Origin of the sequence: Sulfuritalea sp. (genome assembly GCF_031426875.1) — a bacterium.
GTDB lineage: Bacteria > Pseudomonadota > Gammaproteobacteria > Burkholderiales > Rhodocyclaceae > Sulfuritalea.
This window is the reverse complement of sequence record NZ_JASJPC010000012.1, coordinates 1-21,116: the sequence shown is the minus strand read 5'-3', so window position 1 is coordinate 21,116 and position 21,116 is coordinate 1. Positions and strand designations below refer to the sequence as shown.

Genomic DNA, 21,116 nt, shown 5'->3' with positions numbered 1-21,116 from the left:
CAATTGCGAATGATTATCATTTGCTTCGTAATCCGAGTCGCCAGCCACCCATGGGATCTGCGCCGCAGCATCCGCCCGAGGCAGCCAGCCAGGAACACCCACTGTTCAACTGGAGACTGCACCATGCAAAGCCACGATCTCTATGCCGGGGCCCTGACCCTGGTAATGCGCCATGACCTGACCGGTTGCGCGCGCTCGGCCCACCAGGCCGTCGATCTGCTGGAACGCCTTGCCGCGTCGTCGACGCTCGATGGCGACACCCGCAGCCTGTGCGAACAGATGTGCGAGCGGCTGCTGGACCAGGCGGAACACGCGCTATGAAAGCCGACGTCGTCGCCGGCCTGTTCCCGACTATTCCCGGCACGGGCGCCGTGCTGCCAGCGCCAACTCTTGCGATGGCGCCGCCACACCGCCTCAAGCTGTGGGAACTGGAAGAAAAATACCATTGCCCGGTGATCGGCACCTGCGTGCCGATGGAGGATCTGGTGCGCTTCGCCAAGCGCTTCAATTTCTGCGCCGAACTGCATGACGAATTCGCCCTGCACGTGGAGGCAGTGAACTATTCCATCGCGCGCAACGAATTTGCCGAGGCCCTGCAAAAACATCTCGAACGCCGGTACGCCGTGACCGTCAAGCACTTCAACGCCGCGCGCAGCGACGAGGAGGTGCGCGGCCTCTGGCGCGAATCCCTGGCGCGCGGCGAGGTCGCCGCGCCGATGTGGGCGACGCTGACCCACAAGCACGCCAGTACCGCCACGCGCCACCTCGTCTACGCCGATATCCACATGCTGTCGCACCAGGTCGGCGCCGGCAAGGCGGCCGATGCGCGGCGGCTGGGCTTCCTCGAAAGGGAAAACGCCGAGCAGCGCCACAGCCTCGTAGCCGAGCGACGCACCGCCGAGCGGCGGGAAGCCGTACTGGCACGCCGCGTCGAGGAACTCGAAACGAAGCTGGCGCGACTGGGCAAGGCCGAACAGGAAGTGTCCGAACTGCGCGCGCGCCTGGTTCAATTCGAGGAAGGCGGCGTCATGGTCGGCATGGGGCGCCGCCTCGCCGAACTCGAACACGCCAACCAGCGCCTGCTGGCCGAATCCCAGCGCATCTGGCTACTCGAAAAAACGCTCGCCGCGACGCGCGCCGAAGCGACCCGGTTTGCCGCCGAGCGCGACCAACTCGGGGCCGAATGCGATGCGCTCGAGCGCATGTTGATGCCCGATGAAGGCTGCGATGGCGACTGCGACTCGGGGTGCACCCTCCCCGCCGATGCCGGCGACGAGCCGCGCAGCGTGCTCTGCGTCGGCGGCCGCACCGGGCTGGTGGCGCAGTACCGCGCACTGGCGCAGCGCCTCGGCATCCGCCTGGTGCACCACGACGGCGGCCAGGAAGAAGCGCTGTCGCGCCTGCCCGACATGATCGCCGGCGCCGATGCCGTGATGTGCCCCACCGATTGCATCAACCACGCCGCGTATCACCAGTTGAAGCGCCATTGCAAGCGCAGCGGCAAGCCCTGCCTGCTGTTCAGGGGCGCCAGCGTTTCCGGCTTTGCCGTGGCGCTGGCGCGCCTGTCCGCCGGCCAAGTCAGCATTGCCGCCGCACCCATGGCACCCATGGCACCCATGGGTTAAGCGGCAACCGGAGCACAGCCAGCAAGGTAGCCGCGCGTCGCGCAAGCCACCCAGCCAGCCAAGACAACGACATTATCTTGGAGGCTTTCCCATGCAGTTTTTCAGCAAACAAACCTTGGCCGTTCTCGTCGCGGCTGCCTGCAATCCGGCCGCCGCCAACGAGGCCGCGCTGAAGGACGTGGTGGTCACCGCCACCCGCAGCGAAGCCGAGATCGACAGCGTTCCGGCAACCGTCACCAGCATCGATCGCAAGGCGCTGGACCGGCGGCTGGCGGCCGACGATGCCGATCTGTTCAAGGACGAGGCCGACATCTCGATGGCGCGCGACCTGCGTCGTCACGGCTCCACCCGCGTCAATATCCGCGGCATCGAGGACAACCGCGTGATTCAACTGGTCGATGGCGTGCGCCTGCCGGATTTCTACAACGGCGGCGGCCCGACCAATTTCACCATGAGCGCCTCGCCCACCGCGATGCCGGATTTCCTCAAGCGGGTCGAAATACTGCGCGGCGCGGCGTCCAGCCTCTACGGCTCCGACGCCATCGGCGGCGTGGTCGGCTATGTCACGCTCGACCCCGCGGATCTGCTGCAGGCCGGCGCCCAGAACGGCCTGCGTCTGCGCGCCGGCTACTACGGCGCCAACCGGGGCCAGAGCCTGACCCTGCTCGGCGCGCGGCGCGGCGCAGCGGGCGAACTCCTGCTCGGCTACAGCCACGCCGGCGGCAAGGAAATCGACAACCAGGGCGACAACAATGCCACCTCGGCCAGCCGCAGCACGCCCAACCCGATCACCACCGAAGACGCCGGCGTGCTGGCCAAGCTGGTGGTCCGCCCGGCCGCCGGCCACAAACTGAGCGCGACCGTCGAGGGCCGCGACCAGGGCAGCGCAACCGACATCCTGCGTCTGTCGGCCTCGCTGCCGCGCGTGAGCTGGATGCACGGCGACGACAACAGCCGCCGCGTCCGCGCCAGCCTGGAATGGGAGCACCTGCCCGCCGACGCGGCCTTCTACGACCGCCTCACGGCGCGCCTCCACCACCAGCAGGCGGACACGAAAAACTACAATTTCCAGCGCCGGACCAACACCTCGGCCGGGTGCTCCGCCGTCGCCGCCGGCGTCAACACCTGCTATATCGAAAGCGATTTCTTCTTCGAGCAGCAGAATACCGGCGCCAGCGTCCAGATCGAGAAGCAGCTCAGGAGCGGAGCGCTGTCCCACCTGTTGACCTATGGCGCCGATCTCGGCCGCGTGCGCGCCGAAGAGTTGCGCGACGGCCGGGTGTGGAACCTGACCACCGGCACGTTTACAAAGTCGCTGGCAGGCGAGAACTACCCATTGCGCGACTTTGCCATTGGCATCACCGACAGCGCCGGCCTGTTCGTTCAGGATGAGGTCAGCGGACTGGCGGCCGGCCGCTTGGCGCTGACCCCAGGCCTGCGTTATGACCGCACCGGCCTGAAACCTGACGTGGACCCCATCGCCCAGCAGGTGCTGACCCTCATCGGGCGCCAGGCGGTCAAGCAGGAGTACGGGTCGCTGTCGCCCAAGCTCGGTGCGATCTGGCGCTTCGATCCGGTGCTGGCCGCCTATGGTCAGATCGCGCGCGGCTTTCGCGCCCCCAACTACAACGAGGTCAATGGCGCCTTCCGCAATACCGCGCAGAGCTATGGCGTATCGCCCAATGCGGAGCTGAAGCCCGAAACCAGCATCGGCGTCGAGTTCGGCCTGCGCCTCAATAGCGGCAAACTGCGCGGCCAGCTCAGCGCCTTCGACAACCGCTACCAGGACTTCATCGAGAGCGTCCGCCTGGGCTGTCCGGCCGATCCGCGTTGCATAACCGGCCTGGGCACGACCTTCATGTCGGTCAACCTGAGCCGGGTCCGCATCTACGGCGCCGAGGCCCGCGCCACCTGGGACTTCGCCCCTGGCTGGAGCACCGGCGGCACGCTGGCCTTCAGCCACGGCACGGATGGAACCACCGGACAGCCGCTCAACAGCGTCGAACCGAGCCGTCTTGCCGCCAGCCTTGCGCGCGATTTCGGCACCTGGGGCGCCGACGGACGTTTGCGCGCCGCCGCCCGCAAGACCCGCGTCGACGACACCGGCGGCGCCTGGTATCGCACGCCGGGCTATGCCGTCGCCGACCTTTCGCTGTGGTGGAAGCTCGACCGCCGCGCCCAGCTCACGCTCGCCGTGAACAACGCGTTCGACAAGAAGTACTGGCTCTGGAGCGATATCCGCCAGGCCGATGCGCGCAATCCCGTCGGCATCGACTTCTATACCCAGGCGGGGCGCAGCCTGAGCCTGGCGCTGCAGGCCGATTTCTGAGCCCGCCATGAAACCCGACGAGCTGCCCGATCCCATCGCACTGCTGACCTCGGCGCTGGCGGTAATGACGCGCTTCATCCAGACCGGCTGCCCCCGCCAGGGGGCGCTGGTGCGCCGCCAGCTCGATGTCCTGCAGAGCTATCCCGACCATCTGCTGCCGCCGCCCTTCAAGGCCACCGCGCGCCGCCTGCACGGCGACTGGGACTTGATGCTGCTGGGCAGCGCGCAATGCAATGCCGCCACCTCCTCCACCCTGCAATGAGGTCCGCCATGAACGCCACGCTCGATCCGATACCCTCGCGCCACGACACCTTCGCCGCCATCCGCCGTCTGCGCGGGTCGCGCCGCGCCGACCCCGCGGCGCCGATTCTGGTGCGCGAGGAACTGCTGTTTCCGCCGGCGCCGGCCGAGGACCTGGAACGCGACATCGCCGACTTGCTGCAAGCCATGCGCCGCAGTCCGGGCTGCCTCGCCTGCGCCAGCCGGCGCGCCGCGGACACGCCGGAGCAGGCCCACTTCCGCCTGGAAAGCCGCTGGTCCTCGACCGACAACTTCGTCGCCTGGACCGGGCGCACCCTGTTCGCCGCGATCGCCGGTCAATTGCGCGGCCGGCGGCTGCGCATCGAAGCGCTGGCATGAGCGCCCCCCGCCGGGCCGCCCCAAGGGAGGCGCAGTCAGCCACACGGAGCGAGCGAAGCGCGCGAACCACCGTCACCCCCTTCCTTGGGAAGGGGGATGGGGGGATGGCGCCATGAACGCAGACTGGTTCTTGCGCCGCGCCTCGGCCTGCCTGCTGCTGCTCGCCGCCGGCGCCGCCCATGCCGCCTCGGCGCTGTTCATCAGCAGCAGCCCGATCCAGCCGGGAAAGTTCCGCCTGCTGGCCGAGCACGCGGCGGCGCATGGCGTCCGCGTCGAGGCGCGCTTCATCGAGAAGTTGCCGCCGGATGTCGACGCCGGCCTGTTCCGCGGCCATGACTTCGTCTTCTTCGACACCCCGCGCGACCACCTGCGCGACGCGGTGCAGGCCAGGCTTGCGCCCGCCCTGCAGGCACTGAAGACACCCTCGCTGTGGCTGCATGACGGCCAGCCGAGCTGGAACGGCCTGCCCGATGCCCTGGCGAAACGGCTCCATGCCTATTACATGAATGGAAGCAAGACCAATTTCACGGGCTTCTTCCAGACCCTGGCCGCCCACCATGCCGGCCGCTCCTGGAGCGGGATCGCCCCGCCCGTGGTGTTCCCCAAGACGGCTATCTATCATCCCGCCGCGCCCGGACTGGTGTTCGCCGACACGGCCGGCTACCTGGCCTGGAAAAAGGTGGATGCCACCGGCACCGGCAAGCCGCCGGTGATCGCCATCGCCCTGCACCAGCAGTACATCGCCGCCGAGCAGACGGCCTTCATCAACGACCTGATCGCCCGCATCGAGGCCGCCGGCGCCGTGCCGCTGGCCTTCTACAGCCCGGTGATGGATGCCGACGCCATGCGCCGGATCATGGCTCCGGGCGGCCGTCAACTGGCCGAGGTGCTGATCAACACCCAGATCATGTTGAACCCGGAAGGCCGCCGCAAGGAGTTCGAGGCCATGGGCGTGCCGGTGATCCAGGCCATGCCCTACCGCAAGGGCGACGCCGCCGCCTGGGCCGCCGACCCGCAGGGCGTCGCGCTGATGGACGTGCCCTTCTACCTGGCCCAGGCCGAATACGCCGGCGTCGCCGACATCCAGATCGCCGCCGCCACCGACAAGCAGAGCGACCAGATCGCGCCGATCGCCGCGCAGTCCGCCGCCGTCGTCGCCAAGGCGCTGAACATGGCGCGCCTCCAGAAGAAACCCCATGCCGAGAAGAAAATCGCCGTGCTGTTCTGGAACTACCCGCCGGGCGAGAAGAACCTGGGCGCCTCCTACATGAATCTTCCGCGCAGCCTGGAGGGCACCCTGGCGGCGCTCAAGAACGCCGGCTACCGCGTCGACAGCGCCGGCGAAAAGGAACTGACCCAACTGCTGCAGCGCCTGCTGGCGCCCGTCTACCGGCCGCCGACGGACAACCGCGAACTCGACCTCCTGCTGCAGGACGGCCTCGCCGAACTGTTTCCGGTGAGCAGCTACCGGCAGTGGCTGGACAGCCTGCCGCCGGCCGTGAAAGACGCCCTGATGAAAGACTGGGGCGAGCCGGAAAAGTCGGCGATGGCGGTACGGCGCAACGGGCAGGCGTACTTCGCCATTCCCCGCCTCAAGCTCGGCAACGCCATCGTCATGCCGCAGGCGCCGCGCGGCGAACGTGGCCAGGACAAGGAGAAAGCCCTCTACCATTCGAGCACCGCGGCGCCGCCCCACTTCTACCTCGCCACTTACCTCTGGATACGCCAGCAGTTCGGCGCCGACGCGCTGATCCACTACGGTACCCATGGCACCCAGGAATGGCTGCCGGGCAAGGAGCGCGGCCTCTCGGTCTACGACTACCCGCTGCTCGCCATCGGCGACCTGCCGGTGATCTATCCCTACATCGTGGACAACATCGGCGAGGCCACCCAGGCCAAGCGTCGCGGCCGCGCCGTGACCATCACCTACCAAACGCCGCCCTTCGCCCCCGCCGGCCTGCACGAGGCACTGACGAAAATCCACGACCTGCTCCACGCTTGGCTGGCGCAGGACGAAGGCGCGGTGAAGGAGAAGCAGAAGGCCGAATTTCTCCAGTTGGTGAAGAAGGAGCGCATCGACAAGGACCTGGCCTGGAGCGATGCCCGCATCGAACAGGATTTCCGCGGCTTCATCGACACCGTGCATGACCATCTGCACGAACTGGCGCGCAGCGCGCAGCCCATGGGCCTGCATACTTTCGGCAAGGGGGCCGACGAACAATGGCGTCTCGGTACGGTGCTGCTGATGCTGGGCAAGAACTTCATCGAAGCCGCCGCGGGCCCCGACGAGGAAGCCGACGAGGCCCTGGTCGGCGACTACGCCAAGCTCGTCGAATCCTCGCCCTATAAGTTGCTCAAGCGCCACGTCGTCGACGGCGTGCCCAGCGCCGGCCTCACGCCGAAGCTGAAAGAGGCGGTCGACCGTGGCCGGCGCTGGTACGCCGATCTTGCCGCCGGCGGCGAAATGACGGGCTTGCTGGCCGCGCTCGACGGCCGCTATGTCCCCACTTCCTACGGCGGCGACCCGATCAAGAATCCCGACTCGCTGCCCACCGGGCGCAACCTCTACGGCTTCGACCCCTCGCGCATCCCGACCAAGGCGGCCTGGGAAGCCGGCAAGGAGGCCATGGAAAATCTGATCGCCGCCCACCGCAAGCAGTCCGGCCGCGCGCCGAAAAAGCTCACCTTCTCGCTCTGGTCGGTGGAAACCATGCGCCACCAGGGCCTGCTCGAAGCGCAGGCGCTGTGGGGCCTCGGCGTCGAGCCGGTATGGGATGCCGGCGGCCGCGTGGTCGACGTCAGGCTGGTGCCGCGCGAGCAACTCAAGCGGGCGCGCGTGGACATCGTGCTCTCCGCCACCGGCCTGTACCGCGACCATTTCCCCAACGTCATGAAGCAGCTCGCCCGGGCGGCGCAGCTCGCCGCCGAAGCCGGGGTTGCCAATGCGGAGTCGGACAACCCGGTGGCGGCCAATGCCCGCGCGATCAGCGCCAGCCTTGTCAAGCAGGGCTGGTCCAAGGACGCCGCGCGCAAGGCCGGCCAGACCCGGATCTTCTCCGCCGCGTCGGGCAGGTACGGCACCGGTCTGGATGACGCGGCGCTGGCCACCGACACCTGGGCCAGCAAGGCCGAAGGCGACCGGAAGCTGGCCCAGCTCTATCTCTCGCGCATGCAATTCGCCTACGGCCCGGACGAGGCCGACTGGGGCAAGAGCGCGCAGGAACTTTCCGGCGGCAAGGCCGGGAAGGAGGCCAACCTCTACTCGGCGCACCTGAAAGGCACCGAAGGCGCGGTGCTCTCGCGCAGCTCCAACCTCTACGGCATGCTGACCACCGACGACCCTTTCCAGTACCTCGGCGGCATCGCGCTGGCCGTGCGCCATCTCGATGGCACGGCGCCCGAGCTTTACATCTCCAATTTGCGCGGCACGGGCAGCGGCAAGGTCGAAGGCGCCGCGCAGTTCCTCGCCAAGGAACTCGCCACGCGCAACTTCCACCCCGGCTACATCAAGGGCCTGATGGCCGAGGGCTATGCCGGCACGCTGGAAGTGCTCGACAGCATGAACAATTTCTCGGGCTGGACCATGGTCGCGCGCGAGATCGTGCGCGACGACCAGTGGCAGGAATTCGCCGACGTCTATGTGCGCGACAAGCATCGGCTCGGCCTCAGGCAGTGGTTCGAGCGCGAGAACCCCCACGCCCTGGCGCAGACCATCGAGCGCATGCTCGAAGCGGCGCGCCACGGCTACTGGCAGGCCGATCCCGCAACTCTGGAGGAACTCAAGCAGACCTACCGCGACCTGGCCCGACGCCACGAGGTGCGCAGCGACAACGCCAAGTTCGAGTCCTTCGTCGGCATGCAGGGCTTCGGCCTCGGCGCCGCTCAGTTGCCAAAAGCACCCGCGCCAACTCCTGCGACCCAGGGCGCCAGCGCCGCACCCAAGCCAACCGCGCCGCCGCAGATCACCGGCATGAAGCTGGAGCAAGTCCCGCCGCAGGTTATTCAAGCGCTGGGCGCCCTGCTGATCGCCGCCATCGCCCTGCTGGTGCTCTTTCCCCTTGCCGGCGCCTTGCGCCAGTGGCGAAAGGGAGCCAGCGCATGACTACCCTGGCCCCGGCAATCCTCAACCCCATCAAGGAAAAATCATGAACGAATCCTCAATCATCGAGCTGGTCATGTACCAGATCGGACAACTCTTCCTGCTGCCCGTGCTGCTGCTGGTCGCCGCGATGTTCGCCTACGCGCTGTATGCGCTGGGAGGTTTTGTGGTGCAGATGCTGCAGCGCCGCCGCCGTACGCCCGGCCAGTTCGGCGGCTTGCCTCTGCTGGCCTACGTGCAGGCGCGGCCCGCAGCCACCCTCGACGAACTCGACCTGCATGCCCACAAGCTGCTCGAACCGGCACGCCTGGCCAGCCGCATCGCCCCGATGCTGGGCCTGGTCGGCACCATGATCCCCATGGGCCCGGCGCTCAAGTCGCTCTCCGACGGCAACCTGGCCCAGGTCTCGGGCAACCTGACCGTGGCTTTCTCGGTGGTGATCCTGGCCCTGATCGCCGCCAGCATCACCTACTGGATTTCCAACGTGCGCCGCCGCTGGCTGGCCGAGGAGCTGCTCGAGATCCAGAACGTGCGCCAGGTTTCGGGAACCGCAGCATGAGTTTGAAGCTGCTGCACGAACCAGAGAACGACGACCCGATCCTCTCGGTGGTGAACATCATCGACATCTTCCTCGTCATCATCGCCGCCTTGCTGATCACCGTGGCGCAGAACCCGCTGCTCAACGCCTTCTCCCGCCAGGACGTGACCGTCATCACCGATCCGGGCAAGCCGAACATGGAAATGATGGTGAAGAAAGGCGAAAAGATCGAGCGCTACAAATCCAGCGGCGCGATCGGCCAGGGCGAGGGCGCCAAGGCCGGCGTCGCCTACCGCATGAAGGACGGTTCCATCGTCTATGTCCCGGAGGGCAAGGAGTAAGCCGCGCCGGCTGCAAGCTTTTGTCAGTGGCGCCTCGACGATCCGCGCCTGAACCCGCGCCGACTTTGCGCAGCGAGCGCGGGCGAGCCCTGTCGCACCATGAAAATCCAAAGTCAGGCTTTCGATTTTCGTGGCCTCGCGCGGCCCATGATCGGACGACTTTCCCGTGCCGGCGAGATCGGCACCCTGCTGTGCGAGCTTCCCGTCGTCGCCATCGTCGGCGCCCGGCGAACTTGAAAGACGACGCTCGCGCAACCCAGCGCCGTCCCGCCGGCGCCGACTTTCGCATGCAAGTGGGGCGGCTTGTCGGCCTTAACGGCCGTTGGCCTGAGTCATGGAATCGGGCAGCAATATGCCTCATTCCTGCCGTTCAGTCTTGTGAGGTCGGGAACGGCGGCATTCCAATCTGGGGAATGCGTACTCTCGACCCAAAGCGGCACGTCAGAATAATCGCAGCTTCGTCTGTTAAGGGCTCAAATGCAGCCGCACCAATCCTTCAACTTTTGATGCAAAAAGCGACACCATGTGCTGGTGAACCGCTAAACATTGGCGTATGTGGTTAGTAGTGTGGCGCATTCTGCATATAACCGTCTGGGCCGAATTTCTATACTCCTTACATGCACTTCCGAGGTGCCTACCGCATGTTTAACCAGTTTAAGGAGTATGCAATGTCCAAACAAGTCGCCCTTATTACCGGTGGTGCCACCGGCATCGGTAAAGCCGTCGCCCTCAAGCTTGTCGCCCAAGGTGTTAACGTCATTATGAGCGGCCGCCGCGCTGAAGTCGGCAGGGCTGCTGTGGCCGAGGTTTCAACCGCATCCCGTGACGGCGCCCAAGTTCGCTTCGTGCAGAACGATGTATCCGATGAAGCCGCAGTCAAGGCAATGATTGAAGGCATCGTGGCTGAGTTCGGCCGCCTCGACATGGCCGTCAACAATGCCGGGCTGTCCAACGAGACAGGGACGCTTGTGCAATCGAGCAGCGACAACTATCGTGCGATGGTCGAGACAAACATCATGGGCGTCTACTACAGCATGAAGCATGAACTCACTCAAATGGAGAAGCAGGGCAAGGGCGCCATCGTTAATCTGGCCTCCATCGCAGGCCTGAATGGTATCGCTTGGGCCGGGCCGTACGGTTCCACGAAGCACGCTGTCGTAGGTCTGACCAAGTCGTCCGCGCTTGACCACGCAACCCAAGGCATCCGTGTCAATGCTGTGGCGCCTGGAGCTATCAGAACAGACATCATCGCCGCCCAACTAGAAGGTGGGGACCCGAACTACAACGAGGCCAGCATTGCGGCGATGCACCCGATGAACCGTCTGGGCAGACCCGAAGAAGTGGCGAATGCTATTTGCTGGCTTCTTTCCGACGAAGCCAGCTTCGTCACCGGACACGTGCTCAACGTGGACGGCGGCTTCCAGGCGAAATAAACGCAATGAGTAGTTCCGTTCCAGACAAGATGAAGGTGTCCAGCACGCTATGGGAGGGCATCAAGCGGGTTGGGCTCGACCGTGCGGAGGTAGTCCGCCGTGCGGCACTGCCGCTCAATGTACTAAAGGACGACACGCCGATTTCCACGGCTCAGTTCTTCGCCCTATGGCGAGCCATCGAGGCAGTCAGTCAAGACGCTACTATCGGACTGCGCATCGCATTATGTCTGGACGGGGCGGTCATGCCCCTGGCTTTCGTCGCCGCCCAGCATGCTAGGGACTTCCGTGACGCGCTGAATCGGGTAGCGCGGTTCAAGCGCTTGTGTGCTCCCGAGGATGTTGTACTCACGGAGGATGGTGACCGTGGCGACATTGTCGTCCACTGGCCGCATGCCGGCTCTGGTTCCATTCCGTATTCCTTGGTCGACGCCACGATGGTGTCGTTCCTGGAGCTAGGTCGCCGAGGAACGTCGGAACGGCTGGTGCCAATTGCACTGGAACTGGCCCGCCCTGCGGCATCAAGGTCTGCGCTCGAACGGCATTTCGGCTGCCAGGTTAGGTTTGACGCCACGGAAGACCTCATCAGATTCCGGCGGGATGACCTCGACAAGCGGTTCGCTACCTACAACAAGGAATTGCTGGAGGTTCTCGCCCCGGAACTGGACCGGCGGCTTGAACAGCATATGGTGTCGGAGTCTGTTGCTGAGCAGACCCGCTGGGTGCTTCGCCGACGGCTGACGGCAGGACGGCCTGACATCCGTTCGGTCGCAGCAGAACTGGCCATGAGCGAGCGCTCCCTTCAGCGGCGCCTGACGGATGAGGGTGTCAGTTTCCAGACGCTGATGAGCGATACAAGACATCAGTTGGCGCTTGAGCATTTGGCCGACGCATCGTTGACGCTCATCGAGGTTGCCTACTTGCTTGGCTACGAAGACCAAAACTCGTTTTTCCGAGCCTTCAGGCAATGGGAAGGGCAAACGCCATCAGCGTGGCGGGCCACTAACACAGAGCCTTGTCTGGCAAACGTGCAGGGGCCGCGATGAACGTGCTGTTGTTTGGAGCGTCGGGAATGCTGGGAGGCGGCGTTCTGCGCGAGTGCCTTCTCACGCCTGACGTTGAACGTGTGGTGTCTATTGGTCGCTCGGCCCTACCCAATAGCGATGCAAAACTCGTCCAGAGGGTGCGGCCTAATTTTGCAGTAGACGCCTCAGAAATATCAGATGATGACCTGCGTAACGTGGATGCCTGCTTTTTCTGCCTAGGGGTATCTGCGTCGGGTATGTCCGAGGAGAAATACACGGCGCTGACATTTGGTCTCACGATGGCGGCGGCTGAGCGCCTGGCTAGACTCAGCCCGCAGGCGACGTTCGTGTATGTATCGGGCGCTGGTGCTGATAGTAGCGAACAAGGTTCAAGCATGTGGGCCCGAGTTCGGGGCAAGACGGAGAATGCGCTGCTACGCTTATCTTTCAAGCGTGTGCATGTCCTGCGTCCCGCAATAATTCAGCCGCTGAACAATGCGGTCTCCAAGACTGACTCCTATCGTATCCTCTACAAGGCCTTGGGCCCCTTGCTCACCATTGGCCGGAAGCTGTTCCCGTCACGAATTCTGAGCACTGAGGTCATCGGGCAAGCTATGCTCCAAATTGCGCGCAGTGGTGCGCCAGTATCTGTATTGAACGCTGCTGCCATTTATGATGTTTCACTTTCAAATGGCAAAAGTGGCCTACAGAGATGACGCAAAGCTGTCGGCGCAGCGGCTTCCCAACGACTTAATTTGGGGAGTTAGCGGTCGTTTCGGCGAGTGATTCCTGAGTCTGCTTCTGGCCGGTAGTGTGAGTCAGACTTGGAGGCGGCCCTTCCTGGCTACCTTCAAAGAACGCATGACATGATAATGAGCGACTTTGCAACGAGCCGCTTTTATCATGGAACCACGTATCGAAGGAAAGTTGAAGAACTGGAATGAGGACAAGGGGTTCGGATTCATCACCCCACTGAATGGTGGCCAAGATGTTTTCGTCCACATCTCAAGCTATCCCCGTCGTGGTGGAAAACCCGTGGTGGGCGAAGCACTTTCCTTCGAAGTAACCTTGAATGCGGACCAGAAGAGAAAGGCGGTGAATGTTCAGCGTCTTGGGCGAGTGCAGGGAAAATCTGCGTCGCCACGCCAGCCAAATTCGTCAGGGCGTCGAGGCGGTTCGTTTCTGGGGACGGTGACCAGCTTCGCTTTGATTGGTGTGCTCATCTTTTCAGGGTACCAGGCACTGATGCCCCGACTCAAAGGGACCACTTCACCAGCCACAATTACTGCTCCTGTCACTGCGGCAGAAATGCCCGGAAAGTATTTTTGCGACGGCCGACGCTATTGCTCCCAGATGACGTCGTGCGAGGAAGCCTCTTACTTTCTACGGCACTGCCCAGGAACAGAGATGGATGGTAACGGAGATGGAGTGCCTTGCGAGTCGCAGTGGTGCTCTAGCCCGTTTCCCAAGTAGGCAGCTAAGAAGCCACTCCCCCCAGACTTGTCTCTGATGGTAGTCTCAGCCTGATACCTGCCATTCGAACACCCTTGACCGTATGACCGGATTGGCCGAATAACCGCCGTGTCGCCAGCGCCAACTTTCAGTATTGAACAGTACGGCCGTTGTGGCCGAACACCCGCCAAGCCCACCTCTTCCCCGCCGTCCCACCATCCGCAGCGGCGAGGAGAGCGTACTTTGCTCGACCGCCCTGCTGCGCAGTTGCTTCATCAGCGCCGACTTTCCCGGCTTGACCGGACCGCCCGACCAGCGTAATCGACTGCGACCGCTCGGGTCCTGCGCGCCGACCGGACGCTGGCGGCGTCTGTAGCGAGGGCCTCCTCGACCGCTGAATACCCGCCACGTCACGAAAGTTGGCGCTGGCAACACGGCGCTTCCCGCACCGCAAACCGCCCGATTCGACGATCCGATCGGGACTGATAGCCCATGCCTATTCGATCGATTTCAACAATCAATTAGACGATGGCGATTGCGATAATTAATATTCACTCCATCGCAGCAAATCATTTCAACCACCCAAGGAGCCACACCATGAACGCATCCCTGATCAACACCGAAATCCTTCCCTTCAAGGCCACCGCCTTCCACAACGGCAAGTTCGTTCCCGTCACCCAGGACGACCTCAAGGGCAAGTGGTCGGTGGTGTTCTTCTACCCGGCCGACTTCACCTTCGTCTGCCCGACCGAACTCGGCGACCTCGCCGACCACTACGCCACCTTCAAGTCGCTCGGCGTCGAGATCTACGCCGTATCGACCGATACCCACTTCACGCACAAGGCCTGGCACGACACCTCCGAGACCATCGGCAAGATCAAGTACCCGATGATCGGCGATCCGACCGGCGCCATCACCCGCAACTTCGGCGTGATGATCGAGGAAGCCGGCCTGGCCGAGCGCGGCACCTTCGTCATGGACCCGGCGGGCAAGATCCAGATCATCGAGATCAACGCCGGCGGCATTGGCCGCGACGCGACCGAACTGCTGCGCAAGCTGCAGGCCGCCCAGTACGTGGCCAGCCACCCGGGCGAAGTCTGCCCCGCCAAGTGGAAGGAAGGCGAAGCCACCCTGGCGCCGTCGCTCGACTTGGTCGGGAAAATCTAACAACAAGCCCCAACCCCAAACTTCCCGCCCCGGCCACACATACCCCCCGCCGGGGCCGGGATTGCAGCGTAAAGGCCGCCTCACGACGGCTGTCTTTGCCGTGCAATCCACATCGGAGAACGACATGCTCGAAACCGCCATCAAGACGCAACTTGCCGCCTACCTCGAAAAGCTCCAGACCCCGATCGAACTCGTCGCCTCGCTCGACGCCAGCGATGCCGCGCGCCAGATGCGCGAACTGCTGGCCGAGATCGCCGCGCTCTCGCCCAAGGTCAGCGTGCGCGAGGATGGCAAGGACGCGCGCAAGCCTTCGTTCTCCGTCGGCCGCACCGGCGAGCCTGCGCGCATCCGCTTCGCCGGCATCCCGATGGGCCACGAATTCACCTCGCTGGTGCTGGCCCTGTTGCAGACCGGCGGCCACCCGCCCAAGGTCGACGCGGCCGTGATCGAGCAGATCAAGTCGCTTGGTGGTAACGGCACCGGTTCGTTCCGCTTCGAGACCTACATCTCGCTCTCGTGCCACAACTGCCCGGACGTGGTCCAGGCGCTCAACCTGATGGCCGTGCTGAACCCCGGCGTCGAGAGCGTGATGATCGACGGCGCGCTGTTCCAGGACGAGGTCAACACACGCCAGATCATGGCGGTGCCGACCGTCCTGCTGAACGGCGAAAACTTCGGCCAGGGCCGCATGACCATCGAGGAAATCCTGGCCAAGGTCGACACCGGCGCCTCTGAACGCGATGCCGACAAGCTGAATGCAAAAGACGCCTACGACGTGCTCGTCGTCGGCGGCGGCCCGGCCGGTTCGGCGGCGGCGATCTACGCCGCGCGCAAGGGCATCCGCACCGGCGTGGTGGCCGAGCGCTTCGGCGGCCAGGTGCTCGACACGCTGGGCATCGAGAACTTCATTTCCGTGCAACGCACCGAAGGCCCCAAGCTCGCCATGGCGCTGGAGCAGCACGTCAAGGAATACGAGGTCGACATCATGAATCTGCAGCGCGCCGAGGCCCTGATTCCGGCCGGCGCGGACGGCCTGGCCCAGGTCAGGCTGGCGAATGGAGCGACGCTCAAGGCGAAGAGCGTGATCCTCGCCACCGGCGCGCGCTGGCGCGAAATGAACGTGCCCGGCGAAAAGGAATACAAGGCCAAGGGCGTCTGCTTCTGCCCGCACTGCGACGGCCCGCTGTTCAAGGGCAAGCGCGTCGCGGTGATCGGCGGCGGCAACTCGGGCGTCGAGGCGGCGATCGACCTGGCCGGCATCGTCGCCCACGTCACGCTGCTCGAATTCGACAGCAAGCTGCGCGCCGACGCCGTATTGCAGGCCAAGCTCGGCAGCCTGCCCAACGTCACGATCATCACCGGCGCCCAAACCACCGAAGTCACCGGCGACGGCGACAAGGTCAATGGCATCGCCTACCGGGACCGCGACAGCGGCGAGGTCAAGCGCGTCGAACTCGAAGGTATCTTCGTCCAGATCGGCCTCTTGCCCAACACCGACTGGCTGAAGGGCACGCTCAATCTTTCGCCGCGCGGCGAGATCGAGGTCGATGCACGCGGCCAGACCTCGCTGCTCGGCGTGTTCGCCGCCGGCGACGCGACGACCTCGCCCTACAAGCAGATCATCATCGCCATGGGTGATGGCGCCAAAGCCAGCCTGAGCGCCTTCGACCACCTGATCCGCAGTCCGGCGGCGGCGGTGCCCACCGCTACGGCAAAGCTTGATCTGGCTCAGACTGCGTAAGCAACGACAGGGTATTCTGACAGCCTTATCCGTTCGACATTTCACCGCAAAGGAGCTTCCACCATGAAAACGAAAAAGCCCGCCAAGATCACAAAAGTCGCCAAGCTCGACATCGGCATTTCCGACACCGATCGCGCCGCCATTGCGCAAGGCCTGTCAGGCCTGCTGGCCGACAGCTACACGCTCTACCTGATGACGCACAACTTCCATTGGAACGTCACCGGGCCGATGTTCAACACCCTGCACATCATGTTCATGGGCCAGTACACCGAGCAGTGGACCGCGCTCGACCTGATCGCCGAACGCATCCGCGCCCTGGGCCATCCGGCGCCCGGCACCTACAAGGAATTCGTCAAGCTGGCGACCATCAAGGAAGTCGAGGGCCAGCCGAAAGCCCTGGAGATGGTGCGCCACCTCGTCGCCGCGCAGGAAGCCACGGCACGCACCGCGCGCAAGCTGTTCCCGCTGGTCGAAAAAGCCAACGACCAGCCCAGCGCCGATTTGCTGACGCAACGCATCGAAGTGCACGAGAAAACGGCCTGGATGCTGCGCAGCTTGCTCGAAGAGTAGTCGCCTCACCAATCATGAGCCGCAAGGAGAACAAACCATGAGCAACGAAAGCAAATGTCCCTTCGTCGCACAACACGGCGCCCGCACCGCCGACAGCATGCAGTCGAATCGCGACTGGTGGCCGAAGCAGCTGAACCTCAATATCCTGCACCAGCACTCCTCCAAATCCAACCCGCTGGGCGAGGACTTCAATTACGCCGAGGAGTTCAAGAAGCTCGACCTGGCTGCGGTGAAGAAGGACCTGACCGCGCTGATGACCGATACGCAGGACTGGTGGCCGGCCGACTGGGGTCACTATGGCGGCCTGTTCATCCGCATGGCCTGGCATAGCGCCGGTACCTACCGCATCTCCGACGGGCGCGGCGGCGCCGGCCACGGCAACCAGCGTTTCGCACCTGTCAATAGCTGGCCCGACAACGTCAACCTCGACAAGGCGCGCCGCCTGCTGTGGCCAATCAAGCAGAAGTACGGCAACAGGATTTCCTGGGCCGACCTGCTGATCCTGGCCGGCAACGTCGCGCTGGAATCGATGGGCTTCAAGACCTTCGGCTTCGCCGGCGGGCGCGAGGACATCTGGGAACCGGAAGAGAACGTCTACTGGGGCGGCGAGGCCGAGTGGCTGGGCGACGCTCGACACAAAAGCGGCTACAGCGGCGAGCGCGAGCTCGAAAACCCGCTGGCCGCCGTGCAGATGGGCCTGATCTACGTGAACCCCGAAGGCCCGAACGGCGTCCCGGATGCGGTCGCCTCCGGTCGCGACGTGCGCGAGACCTTCCGCCGCATGGCCATGAACGACGAAGAAACCGTCGCGCTGGTCGCCGGCGGCCACACTTTCGGCAAGTGCCACGGCGCGGGCGACCCGAAGCTGGTCGGGCCCGAACCCGAAGCGGCTCCGTTGGAACAGATGGGCCTGGGCTGGAAGAACGCCTTCGGCACCGGCCGCGGCGGCGACACCACCAGCAGCGGCATCGAAGGCGCGTGGACCCCGAACCCCACCCAATGGCATAGCGAGGCTAGCAGCTACTTCGACATGCTGTTCGGCTACGACTGGAATCTGGTGAAGAGTCCTTCCGGCGCCTGGCAGTGGGTGCCGGTGAATCCGGCCGAGAAGGACCTTGCGCCGGCGGCGCACGATGCGTCGAAGAAGGTCACCACCATCATGACCACGGCCGACCTCTCGCTGCGCATGGATGCGGCCTACGCGCCGATTTCGCGGCGCTTTCACCAGCATCCGGAGCAGTTCGCCGATGCCTTCGCCCGCGCCTGGTTCAAGTTGACCCACCGCGACCTGGGGCCCCGCTCGCGCTATCTCGGCCCGGAGGTTCCCGCCGAAGAGCTGATCTGGCAGGACCCGGTGCCCGCCGCCGACCACCCGCTGATCGATGCCAGGGACATCGCCGACCTGAAGGTGAAGATTCTCGCCACGGGCCTGTCGGTCCCCGAACTGGTGTCTACCGCCTGGGCCTCGGCCTCCACTTTCCGCGGCTCCGACAAACGCGGTGGCGCCAACGGCGCGCGTATTTGCCTCGCGCCGCAGAAGGACTGGGAAGCCAACCAACCGGCGCAACTGGCCAAGGTGCTGTCCGCCCTCGAAGGCGTCCGGAAGGCCTTCAATGGCGGAAGCAAGAAGGTCTCTCTGGCCGACCTGATCGTGCTGGGCGGCTGCGCCGCCGTCGAGCAGGCCGCCAAGGCCGCCGGCCATGCCGTCGCGGTGCCTTTCACGCCCGGCCGTACCGACGCGTCGCAGGCGCAGACCGACGTCGAGTCCTTCGCGGTGCTCGAACCCGTCGCCGACGGCTTCCGCAACTACATCAAGGTGACTGGCGTGCCGGCCGAGGAGCGGCTGCTCGACAAGGCGCAACTCCTGACGCTGACCGCGCCGGAAATGACGGCGCTGATCGGTGGCTTGCGCGCGCTCAACGCCAACGTCGGCCAGTCCACCCACGGCGTCTTCACCAAGAAGCCCGGCACCTTGAGCAACGACTTCTTCGTGAACCTGCTCGACATGGGCACGGTGTGGGTGCCGACCTCCGAGGCCAAGGACGTGTTCGAAGGCCGCGATCGCGCCACCGGCAAGCCAAAGTGGACGGCGACGCGCGTCGATCTCGTGTTCGGCTCGAACTCGCAGCTGCGGGCTCTGGCCGAGGTCTATGCGCAGGCGGATGCGAAGGACAAGTTCGTGCGTGACTTCGTGGCGGCCTGGAACAAGGTGATGAACCTCGATCGCTTCGACGTGAAGTGAAGGCAGGCGGGCGGCGCGCGCTTCATGCGCCGTCCCGCCGTCTGTTCCCGCCATGAGTGACGGATGCAGCGCCCCTGCAACAGGGGCGCCCCGGCGTCGCGAGTTGATGCGCTTACTTGCTGAACGGCGTCGGACGCGGCGTCTTGTCCGAGGACGGCGGCAGGATCGGCAGCGCGAAGTTCGGTTGGTCGCCGGTAAGACTCTTCAGGAAGGCGACGATCTTCGCATTTTCGTCCTTGCTGTACTTCTTGCCCAGTTGCAGGCGACCCATGACATCGACGGCTTCGGTCAGGGTGTTGGCGGCGCCGTCGTGAAAGTAGGGATAGGTCATTTCCACATTGCGCAGCGTCGGCACCTTGAAGTTGAGGCGGTCGGCATCCTTGCCTGTTACCGCGCTGCGGCCTTCAGCCGGGCTGTTGGCCTTGTAGGCGGCAACCACGCCCATCTTCTGGAACGAAGCACCGCCCACCGCCGGACCATTGTGGCAGGCCACGCAACCGGTTTCCTTGAACAGTTTGTAGCCGGCCTGCTCATCGGCCGTGATGGCGTCCTTCTTGCCCAGCAGCCACTGGTCGAAGCGTGAGTTCGGCGTGACCAGGGTCTTCTCGAACTCGGCGATGGCCAGCGTCACTTCCTCGATCGTGATCTTGTCCTTGCCGAAGACCTGTTTGAATTCGCGCACATAGGCGGGAATCGATTCCAGCACGCCCAGCGCCAGAGTGTGGGTGAAGGCCATCTCGCCGGGATTGGCGATCGGGCCGCCGGCCTGCGCCTTGAGGTCAGCCGCGCGGCCGTCCCAGAACTGGGCCACGTTGAGGCTGGAATTCAGCACCGTTGGTGCGTTGATCGGCCCCTGCTGCCACTTGTCGCCGATCGACGTCGGAATGTTATCGGTGCCGCCCATCGACAGGTTGTGGCAGGAATTGCAGGAAATGAAACCGGACTTCGATAGTCGCGGATCGAAGTAGAGTTTCTTGCCCAGTTCGACCATGCCGAGGTTGATCTGCGAAGCCGGCGTGATCGGCTGGATCGGCTCTTTGGACTGGGCGAAGCCGACGCTGGCGGAGAAACCGAGTGCGATGATCGAGGCGGCGATGAAGCTTGTTTTCATGGTGAGACTCCTGATGATGAACAAAAATAGTTGGACGTCTGTTGGAGTGCAGAATATCCATACTAAAATCAGGGGTGTTGACGTAAGTCAATGATTTTTAATTAGTTTTTAGCTATAAAGAACATAGCTCCCACCTATAGGTATAGATATGAAATTTTCCGCATTGCGCTATCTGGTGGCCTTCGCCGACGAAGGCTCTTTCAGTCGGGCGGCCGAGCGCTGCCAAGTCAGCCAGCCGACCCTGAGCGTCGCCCTACAGAATTTCGAGGCCGAGTTGGGCGTCACCCTGATCGAGCGGGGCAAGAGTCACGTCGCGCTGACCGACATCGGCTGGCAGGTGGTTGCCCAGGTGCGCAGGACCCTCGACGAAGCCCGGCGAATAGAGCTTGTCGCACAAACCGGCAAGGACCCTCTGGGCGGCGATTTCCGGCTGGGCGTGATTCACACGATCGGGCCCTACCTGCTGCCCGACTTCATCGGCGCGATGCAGCAGATTTCGCCGACGACCCGCCTCTACATCGAGGAAAGCATGACCGCGCTGCTGACCGACAACCTCAAGTACGGTAGCGTGGACGCTGCGATCATCGCCCTGCCCTTCGACGTCAAGGGCCTGAAAGTACAGCCGCTATATGACGAACCCTTCGAGGTCATCGTACCCAGGGGTCATCCCTGGGCGAAACGCAAGAAGATCGCCAGGCACGAAGTTCGCGGCGAGAACGTCCTGGTACTCAAGGCCGGCAACTGTTTTCGCGAATGGGGTATCCACTTAGCTCCACTAAGCGGTTTTCCTTGCTTTTTTGCTCTTGA

Annotated in this window: 19 protein-coding genes; 18 read left to right on the top strand and 1 reads right to left on the bottom strand. The window is 64.2% G+C overall.

All coding sequences use genetic code 11. The annotated features are described in order from the left end of the window. Positions 1-123: 123 nt before the first annotated feature. The 17 genes from RMO95_RS05730 (at position 124) to katG (ending at position 19,198) form a co-directional block, all read left to right on the top strand. Complete coding sequence (locus RMO95_RS05730) at positions 124-321, top strand: hypothetical protein (protein ID WP_310449636.1); 198 nt, start codon at positions 124-126, stop codon at positions 319-321. Further along, complete coding sequence (locus tag RMO95_RS05725) at positions 318-1,625, top strand: DUF2325 domain-containing protein (RefSeq protein ID WP_310449635.1); 1,308 nt, start codon at positions 318-320, stop codon at positions 1,623-1,625. Before RMO95_RS05730 ends, RMO95_RS05725 begins: the two co-directional genes overlap by 4 nt. 91 nt (positions 1,626-1,716) lie before the next feature. Beyond that, positions 1,717-3,954: a TonB-dependent hemoglobin/transferrin/lactoferrin family receptor gene (locus tag RMO95_RS05720; protein ID WP_310449634.1), complete on the top strand. Its 2,238-nt coding sequence runs from the start codon at positions 1,717-1,719 to the stop codon at positions 3,952-3,954. Between the two features lie 7 nt (positions 3,955-3,961). Continuing rightward, positions 3,962-4,216: a hypothetical protein gene (locus RMO95_RS05715; RefSeq protein ID WP_310449633.1), complete on the top strand. Its 255-nt coding sequence runs from the start codon at positions 3,962-3,964 to the stop codon at positions 4,214-4,216. A gap of 8 nt (positions 4,217-4,224) precedes the next feature. Next, entirely contained in the window at positions 4,225-4,593 is a 369-nt protein-coding gene (locus RMO95_RS05710; RefSeq protein ID WP_310449632.1) for an antibiotic biosynthesis monooxygenase, read from the top strand. Positions 4,594-4,705: 112 nt separating this feature from the next. Beyond that, complete coding sequence (gene cobN, locus RMO95_RS05705) at positions 4,706-8,695, top strand: cobaltochelatase subunit CobN (RefSeq protein WP_310449631.1); 3,990 nt, start codon at positions 4,706-4,708, stop codon at positions 8,693-8,695. 43 nt (positions 8,696-8,738) lie between these two features. After that, on the top strand, positions 8,739-9,251 hold the full coding sequence (locus tag RMO95_RS05700; protein ID WP_310449630.1) for a MotA/TolQ/ExbB proton channel family protein: 513 nt from the start codon (positions 8,739-8,741) through the stop codon (positions 9,249-9,251). After that, on the top strand, positions 9,248-9,571 hold the full coding sequence (locus tag RMO95_RS05695) for a DUF2149 domain-containing protein (protein WP_310449629.1): 324 nt from the start codon (positions 9,248-9,250) through the stop codon (positions 9,569-9,571). Before RMO95_RS05700 ends, RMO95_RS05695 begins: the two co-directional genes overlap by 4 nt. A 99-nt stretch (positions 9,572-9,670) precedes the next feature. Beyond that, positions 9,671-9,808: a hypothetical protein gene (locus RMO95_RS05690; protein ID WP_310449628.1), complete on the top strand. Its 138-nt coding sequence runs from the start codon at positions 9,671-9,673 to the stop codon at positions 9,806-9,808. A gap of 431 nt (positions 9,809-10,239) precedes the next feature. Beyond that, entirely contained in the window at positions 10,240-11,004 is a 765-nt protein-coding gene (locus RMO95_RS05685; protein WP_310449627.1) for a glucose 1-dehydrogenase, read from the top strand. Positions 11,005-11,009: 5 nt separating this feature from the next. Then, positions 11,010-12,047 carry an AraC family transcriptional regulator gene (locus RMO95_RS05680; RefSeq protein WP_310449626.1) on the top strand — a complete coding sequence of 346 codons (1,038 nt, stop codon included), beginning with the start codon at positions 11,010-11,012 and terminating at the stop codon, positions 12,045-12,047. Next, the gene (locus RMO95_RS05675) at positions 12,044-12,742 is read left to right on the top strand and encodes a hypothetical protein (RefSeq protein ID WP_310449625.1); all 699 of its coding nucleotides are present in this window, start codon (positions 12,044-12,046) and stop codon (positions 12,740-12,742) included. Before RMO95_RS05680 ends, RMO95_RS05675 begins: the two co-directional genes overlap by 4 nt. A 187-nt stretch (positions 12,743-12,929) precedes the next feature. Beyond that, positions 12,930-13,499: a cold shock domain-containing protein gene (locus RMO95_RS05670; protein WP_310449624.1), complete on the top strand. Its 570-nt coding sequence runs from the start codon at positions 12,930-12,932 to the stop codon at positions 13,497-13,499. A 576-nt stretch (positions 13,500-14,075) separates the two neighbouring features. Then, entirely contained in the window at positions 14,076-14,645 is a 570-nt protein-coding gene (gene ahpC, locus RMO95_RS05665; RefSeq protein ID WP_310449623.1) for an alkyl hydroperoxide reductase subunit C, read from the top strand. A gap of 124 nt (positions 14,646-14,769) precedes the next feature. Next, on the top strand, positions 14,770-16,386 hold the full coding sequence (gene ahpF, locus RMO95_RS05660) for an alkyl hydroperoxide reductase subunit F (protein WP_310449622.1): 1,617 nt from the start codon (positions 14,770-14,772) through the stop codon (positions 16,384-16,386). A gap of 63 nt (positions 16,387-16,449) precedes the next feature. Next, on the top strand, positions 16,450-16,956 hold the full coding sequence (locus RMO95_RS05655) for a Dps family protein (protein ID WP_310449621.1): 507 nt from the start codon (positions 16,450-16,452) through the stop codon (positions 16,954-16,956). 37 nt (positions 16,957-16,993) lie between these two features. Beyond that, entirely contained in the window at positions 16,994-19,198 is a 2,205-nt protein-coding gene (gene katG / locus RMO95_RS05650; protein WP_310449620.1) for a catalase/peroxidase HPI, read from the top strand. Between the two features lie 112 nt (positions 19,199-19,310). Here the strand turns inward: katG and RMO95_RS05645 are convergent, their stop codons facing one another. After that, complete coding sequence (locus RMO95_RS05645) at positions 19,311-20,309, bottom strand: cytochrome-c peroxidase (protein WP_310449619.1); 999 nt, start codon at positions 20,307-20,309, stop codon at positions 19,311-19,313. Positions 20,310-20,457: 148 nt separating this feature from the next. Here RMO95_RS05645 and RMO95_RS05640 point away from each other — a divergent pair. Continuing rightward, positions 20,458-21,116, top strand: a 659-nt coding sequence (locus RMO95_RS05640; RefSeq protein WP_310449618.1) for a LysR substrate-binding domain-containing protein, incomplete at its 3' end; no start/stop codon positions are given.